Raw genomic sequence first — 872 nt, 5'->3', positions numbered from 1 at the left:
AGGAGGAAGCAAACGATGAGCAACATGAATTATCAATTTTTAAGCCACATTGATGCACCCAAGAGAATACTGACGTTAACTATGGATGAGCTTGTGGTCGCAGGATTGGGTTTTATGTTGCTCATCATTAGTAATCAAAAGATTTTGGTCTCACTGTTCGGGTTGGGGTTATTAAGCAGTTTGCGTTATTTGAAGAAAGGGGAGGGTCCAAAATCGCTTCTTGTATTGGCTTATTGGCATCTCCCAAGCGGACTGACTCAGTTCTTGTTACCCCAATTACCACTGTCACATCATCGTGTGTATGTGGCTTAAGGAGATCTAAATGGACTTTAAAACGCACCAAAGCCGATTAAGCCAATTATCCGCACGATTTAATTTGATGGTGTGCCTTGTGTTTGGTTTATTGGTATCTAATGTGCTGCTGTCTTTCTTTGTATATTCAGCGTTCAAACATCATACCGTAGAGATTACCCCTTTTTCAGGGAATCCTGGTTATTTAAAAAGTGCTTCATTTGTTGACAGTCATTACTTAAGTTTAATGACGGAGAATTTTATCAATGAACGTCTCAACGTGAGTCCTGAAACAGTTGATGCGAATCATAAGCGTCTGCTTTCCTTTGTGAATCATCAACAGTATCCCTATTTTTTAAAGCTGCTTGCCCAGGAAGCCAGAGTTATTAAAAACAAAAAAATGTCATCTACCTTTGACATCACTGAAATCAAAGTAAACCCCAATGAACTTAATGCTGTGGTGAATGGAACGTTAAAGCGCTATGTGGGAATTCAAGCACTTTCTGATACGCAAACAACATACAAGTTGGTATTTCAATATGTGGATGGTCGTTTATCAATCGTCCAATTTGCACCAAAGA

2 protein-coding genes are annotated in these 872 nt (G+C 39.1%); both read left to right on the top strand.

All coding sequences use genetic code 11. From position 1 onward, the window contains the following. Positions 1-312: type IV conjugative transfer system protein TraL (traL, locus tag DGG96_RS20215; protein WP_240610482.1), on the top strand; the 312-nt coding region annotated here is incomplete at its 5' end. Between the two features lie 10 nt (positions 313-322). After that, a partial coding sequence (traE, locus tag DGG96_RS20210) for a type IV conjugative transfer system protein TraE (RefSeq protein ID WP_110144265.1) occupies positions 323-872 on the top strand: 550 nt, incomplete at its 3' end.

Source organism: Legionella qingyii, from assembly GCF_003184185.1.
This window is presented reverse-complemented; position numbering and strand designations above follow the sequence as displayed.